The 6097-nt window shown below is 69.2% G+C and carries 4 protein-coding genes; all 4 read right to left on the reverse strand.

The window, feature by feature from the left end; translation table 11 throughout:
- Positions 1-348: 348 nt before the first annotated feature.
- The 4 genes from HLK59_RS47400 to HLK59_RS47415 all read right to left on the reverse strand — a co-directional run bounded on the left by HLK59_RS47400 (position 349) and on the right by HLK59_RS47415 (position 5871).
- Positions 349-2385, reverse strand: coding sequence for an NAD(+) synthase (locus HLK59_RS47400; protein WP_171147892.1), 2037 nt, complete (start codon positions 2383-2385; stop codon positions 349-351).
- 75 nt (positions 2386-2460) lie between these two features.
- Positions 2461-4407 (reverse strand): S53 family peptidase, encoded by a 1947-nt coding sequence (locus HLK59_RS47405; protein WP_171147893.1) that lies wholly within the window; start codon positions 4405-4407, stop codon positions 2461-2463.
- 184 nt (positions 4408-4591) lie between these two features.
- Positions 4592-5212: a DUF305 domain-containing protein gene (locus HLK59_RS47410; RefSeq protein ID WP_171147894.1), complete on the reverse strand. Its 621-nt coding sequence runs from the start codon at positions 5210-5212 to the stop codon at positions 4592-4594.
- A complete protein-coding gene (locus tag HLK59_RS47415; RefSeq protein WP_171147895.1) occupies positions 5209-5871 on the reverse strand; it encodes a DUF3105 domain-containing protein in 663 nt (220 codons plus the stop codon). Before HLK59_RS47415 ends, HLK59_RS47410 begins: the two co-directional genes overlap by 4 nt.
- Between the last annotated feature and the right edge of the window lie 226 nt (positions 5872-6097).

A 6097-nucleotide genomic window follows, 5' to 3' on the forward strand; every position in this document is an offset into this window, starting at 1 on the left:
GGGGGGTGTCTGGGGGGGGGGTGGGGCGGGGAGTGCGGTTCGTTGGGGGTCGGGGCCGCACCGGGGGGTGTCCGTCCTCGGTCGGGCGGTGCGGTGTGTTGGGGCGGCGAGGTTGGTCGGGCGCCCGACGCTGCGGGCGGACACCCCCCCCGGTACGTCCCCTGCTCGCCGTTGCGCGAGCAGGGGACTCGTCCCGCCTGGGGTTCGTCGGCTGCGGGTCTACGGTGGTCCGCGCCCCGTAAGGGGCGCGGGGCTGTGTCGATGTGCGGCTGCCGCCTCGCGGGCGCGACCAGCCATGACGGCGCCGCAGCCGAACGACGGCACCTCACTGCTCATTCAGCGGAGCGCTCAGTCGAAGCGTTCCAGGTCCCGTAGCCATGCCTTGGCCGAGCTGTCCGATGGGGCTCGCCAGTCGCCTCGCGGTGACAGGGAACCGCCTGCCGAGACCTTCGGGCCGTTGGGCATGGCCGAGCGCTTGAACTGGGCGAAGGCGAAGAAGCGGCGGCAGAAGACCTCCAGCCACTTGCGGATCTCCGCCAGGTCGTAGGCGCCGCGCTTCTCCTCGGGGAATCCCGGGGGCCAGGCGCCGGTGTCCGCGTCGTGCCAGGCGTGCCAGGTCAGGAAGGCGATCTTCGAGGGGCGGAAGCCGTAGCGCAGGACGTGGAACAGGGTGAAGTCGTGCAGGGCGTACGGGCCGATCTTGGACTCCGTGGACTGCATCTCCTCGCCGGGTACGAGTTCCGGGCTGATCTCCGTGTCGAGGATCGCGGAGAGGATCTTGCCGGTGTCGTCGTCGAACTGGGCGCTGCTGATGACCCACCGGATCAGATGCTGGATCAGGGTCTTCGGTACGCCGGAGTTGACGTTGTAGTGGCTCATCTGGTCGCCCACGCCGTAGGTGGACCAGCCGAGGGCCAGCTCCGAGAGGTCACCGGTGCCGAGCACGATGCCGTTGTGGTGGTTGGCGAGCCGGAAGAGGTAGTCGGTGCGCAGGCCCGCCTGCACGTTCTCGAAGGTGACGTCGTACACCGGCTCACCGGAGGCGAACGGGTGGCCCATCTCCTTGAGCATCAGCCGCGCGGTGGGCGTGATGTCCAGCTCGGCCGCGGTGACGCCGAGGGAGCGCATCAGGGCGTGGGCGTTGTCCTTGGTGTGGTCGCTGGTGGCGAAGCCGGGCAGCGTCCAGGCCAGGATGTCGCTGCGCGGGCGCCCGGCGCGGTCCATCGCGCGGGCGGCGACGATCAGGGCGTGCGTGGAGTCGAGGCCGCCGGACACACCGATGACGACCTTCGGGCCGCCGATCGCGGCGAGGCGCTGCTGGAGGCCCTCGACCTGGATGTTGTAGGCCTCGTAGCAGTCCTGGGCGAGGCGGTCGGCGTCGGCCGGTACGAACGGGAAGCGTTCGAGGTGGCGGCGCAGGCCCAGGTCGGTGAGGGGCGGGTCGAGGTCGAAGGTGACCGTGCGGAAGTCTGCGGTGCGTGCCTTGTGGGCGCGGCGGTTGTCGTCGAACGTGCCTGTCCGCTGGCGCTCCTGGCGTAGCAGGTCGAGGTCCACGTCCGCGATGGCGTACGAGTCCGTGAGCGGGAAGCGCTCGCTCTCGGCGAGCAGTACGCCGTTCTCGTAGATCATCGTCTGGCCGTCCCAGGACAGGTCCGTGGTCGACTCGCCCAGGCCGGCCGCCGCGTAGACGTAGGCGGCGAGGCAGCGGGAGGACGCCGAGCGGCACAGCAGCTTGCGGTCCTCGGCGCGGCCGACCGTGATCGGGCTGCCGGAGAGGTTGACGAGGAGGGTCGCACCGGCGAGGGCGGCCTCCGCGCTGGGCGGCACCGGGACCCACATGTCCTCGCAGATCTCCGCGAAGAGGACGAGGCCGGGGACGTCGTCGGCGGAGAAGAGGAGGTCCACGCCGAAGGGGACCGTCTGGTCGCCCACGCGGATCGTGCCGCCGCGCTCGTCGGCGCCGTCGGCGATCTGGCGGCGCTCGTAGAACTCGCGGTAGTTCGGAGGGTACGACTTGGGCACGACGCCGAGGATCCGGCCGCGGTGGATGATCACCGCGCAGTTGTAGATCCGGTTGCGGTGCCGCAGCGGGGCGCCGACGACGAGCACCGGGAGGAGGTCCGCGGACCCGGCCACCACGGTCGCCACAGCCGCCTCGACCTCGTCCAGCAGCGCGTCCTGGAGCAGCAGGTCCTCGATCGAGTAGCCGCACAGCACCATCTCCGGGAAGACGGCGACGGCGACCCCCTCCTCGGCGCAGTGGCGCGCGTGGCGCAGGACCGATTCGGCGTTGGCGGGCGGGTCGGCGATGACGGTGTGCCCCGTACAGGCGGCCACGCGTGCGAACCCGTGCTGATAGATCGACCAGAAGTTCAGTGGAGACACGGGGTCAGTGTAATCGTCAGAGAGACGCGATGGGGTGGCGTGGGGTGCTCCTCACCTCACGCCACCCCATCGGTCTCAGTGGCGGCGGAACGATTCGACGTAGCCGTTCGCGGGCGTACCCACGCCGGTGACGTCGTCGTAGCCCTTCACCGCGGACAGCGAGCTGTCCTTGCCGAGGGAGCGGACCGAGGTGGTCAGACCGTCCGTGGCGTCATAGCCGTTGACGAAGTCCACGCGCGCGACGGCCAGTTGGCGGCCCGTCGGGTTGTCGGTGACGTCGTGGTAGGCCTTCGTGCCGTACTTGGCGTAGATCGACGGGTTGGCGAAGCCGATCGCCTTGCCGCCGCGCGCCTCCTGGGCCAAGGCCTGTACGGCCGCGATGACCGGCGAGGCCAGCGAGGTGCCGCCGATGCGGTACTCGCTGTACGACTCGGAGCCGTCCGCCTGGGTCTGCGTCTGGCCGACCAGGAAGCCGGTGTTCGGGTCGGCGATCGCGGAGATGTCCGGGACCACGCGGTTGCCGGCGGCGTTGTTGGCCTTGGCGAGCGCGTCCGGGACGACACCCTTCTGGTAGAAGGGCTCGGCGACCGTCTTGCTGGTGCCGCCGCCCGCACCGGAGGTGAACGCGCCGGGGAAGTTCGTCCAGCTCTTGCCGTCCGCGGACAGCGTGGCCTTCTCGGTGCCCCAGCCGGTCTCCCACAGGTACTTGTCGCCCTTGCCGACGGCCAGCGAGGTACCGCCGACCGCCGTCACCCACGCCGAGTTGGCCGGGGTGTCGACCTGCTTCGTCCCGGTGTTGGCGACCTCGTCGCCGTTGTCGCCGGAGGAGAAGTAGAAGCCGATGCCCTCGACCGCGCCGAACTGGAAGACCTGGTCGTAGGCGGCCGCGAGGTCCGGTGTCTGGTTGGCCTCGATGTCGCCCCAGGAGTTGGAGACGAGGTCGGCCAGATGGCTGTCGACGATCTTGCTGAGGGAGTCCAGCAGGTCGTCGTCGTAGCAGGACGCGGCGCCCACGTAGGTGACGTTCGCGGCCGGCGCGACCGCGTGCACGGCCTCGACGTCGAGGGTCTCCTCGCCGTACCAGCCGGAGGCGTCGCACTCGTCGGCACCGGTGTGCGTGTAGGTGTCGGGCAGCACCTGGGAGAGCTGGCCGGTCTTCCACGCGGCGTCGCCGTGCTTCTTCGCGTAGGTCTGCGCGTCGAAGGCGATGGTCGGCGAGGCGAACGCGTCGGTGATGGCGACGCGTACACCCTTGCCCGTGTACGTGCCCGCGCCGTACGCGGCCCGCAGCTGCTTGCCCGTGTAGCCCTTGATCGCGTACGGGATCTTGCCGCCGTACGCGTCGGGCAGAGTGCTCGCGGTCTTCGAGCCGTAGTACGACGAGAACGGTCCCGAGTTCTTGAACACGGCGCCCGGACCCGGCAGTTGGTCGTTGTGGCTCGCCTTGTGCGGGGCGTTGTCCAGGCCGGTGACGGTCAGCACGGCGCCGTTCAGGCTCTCCGGTGCGGAGGCCGTCTTCGCGGGCGCGCGGTAGGTCTTCGTGCCCTTGGCGTAGTTGTGCAGCTGGGTGCCGAAGGCCTTCTCGGCGGCGGCCACGTCACCGGAGACGGAGACGTAGTGCCGCGTGACACCGGTGACCTTCAGGCCCGCCGACGACAGCCACGCCTTCACGGCGGCGACCTGTTCGGAACTCGCGCCGAAGCGCTGCTGGGCCTGCTTGGCGCTCAGGTACCTGCCGTACGACGCCGAAGCCGGGTCGGACACGGACTTCGCGTACGCGGCGAGGCCGGCCGCGTTCCGCCCTGCGAGGTAGACCCGGGCGGAGACCTGCGAACTGTCGGCGGTGGCGCCCTTGTCGGCCTTGGCCGTGGCCCACGCCGGCCTGGTCCCGGCCAGCGTGTCCCGTGCCGGGCCGTCCGCGGCATGCGCCGCGGGTATGCCGAGCGCCAGCGCGCCGGCGATCATGGGCAGTGTCGCTGCCATGCTCACACCGGCGCGCAGAGTGGCGCGGTTGGATCTCATGGAACCCCCTGTATGCGGTTCGTCTCGAGTGGATCACTCGACGGGGGCCACTCTTTCGATGAACCGTTCATGCCAGGGGAATACGAGTCCCAAGAAGACCCCAATTAACCTAATGACAAGGCCATTTGAGGGTTAAGGCGCTGTGAGGACCGAGGGTTAACCCTCTAGAACCCTCCAGGACCCGCTAGGAACGCGGTTTCGCTCCCCGTTTCTTGAGCATGTCCGTCATCAGCGCTATCTCCGATTCCTGCGCGTTGACCATGCCCTGCGCGATGTCCTTCTCCACCTTCACCTTGCAGCGTTCGACACAGCCCTCGGCCATGTGGATACCGCCTTTGTGGTGGTCGGTCATGAGCTGGAGATAGAAGATCTCGGCCTGCTTGCCGCTGAGCTTCTTGAGCTTCTCCAACTCGGTGTTGGTCGCCATGCCCGGCATCAGCGCGCCGTCCTCGCCGGAGGCCATGCCGCCCATGTCCATCCACGTCATCGGCGGGTCCGACGACACCTTCGGCAGACTCCACAGATCCAACCAGCCCAGCAGCATGCCGCGCTGGTTGGCCTGCGTCTGCGCGATGTCGTACGCGAGCAGCCGCACGTCCTCGTTCTTCGTGCGGTCGCGGACGATGAACGACATCTCCACCGCCTGCTGGTGGTGCACCGCCATGTCCCGCGCGAACCCGGCGTCCGCGGAGGCGGCGGTCGGGGTGTCACCGGAGCCGCCGTCCTGCGTGACGGCGTAGGTGATCCCCCCGGTCGCGACGAGCACCGCCGCCGCGCCCGAGGCGATCCAGCCGGCCTTCCTCACTGCGACAGACCGCCCTGACACGTCGCGCCCTTCTCGGGAGTCTGCTCGCCCTGGACGTACGTCTCGAAGAACTTGTCCACGTTCGCGTCGCTCGCGCTCGTCACCGTCCGCTGGTGGCCCCACGCCGTCAGCATGATCGGGGCCGCCTGCTTCTCGTACGGGCTCATCAGCGTGTACGGCGTCTTCTTCACCTTCGCCGCGAGCGCCTCGACGTCGGCCTTCTTGGCCTTGGAGGTGTACGTCACCCAGACCGAACCGTGCTCCAGCGAGTGCACGGCGTTCATGTTGTTGAGTTCCTTGGTGTAGACGTCGCCGTTGCAGTTCATCCAGCGGGCGTCGTGGTCACCGCCGGCCGGGGGCGTCATCGGGTACGTCACGGTCTTGGTGACGTGGGTCTGGCTGAGCTTCGACGACCACGTCTTCACCCCGTCCTTGCCCGTGGTCCAGTGCCCCGGGTTGCTGGAGTCGGCCGTCGTGCTGCCGCCGTCGTCCTGCGACCGCACGAGCACGACGCCGCCCACGACGAGAGCGGTGACGACGGCCACGCTCGCCCCGATCGTGAGCAGCCGGTTGCGGCGTTCGCGGGCCTGTTCGGCGCGCCGCATCTCCGCTATTCGAGCCTGGCGCTCGGAGGAGTTCTTGTTCTTGGCGGAGCCCATGGGAGGTGTCCTTCTGGGTAAGGAGGTGGAATGTGGGGGCGCGAAGCGCTCGATCAGGGCGGTGGTGGGCGACGGGTGGGCGGCGTCGGCGGGGGTGAGCGCGCGGAATCTGGAGGATGTGCAGCTCTTCACCGAGAGCCGCGACTCCTATGTCGATGCCGCGATCAGGACGGGGCGGCGCGGGGGCCGGTATCCGTACGACTTCTTCATCAGCAGCGCGGCGAAC

The organism is Streptomyces sp. S3(2020), assembly GCF_013044505.1.
GTDB lineage: Bacteria > Actinomycetota > Actinomycetes > Streptomycetales > Streptomycetaceae > Streptomyces.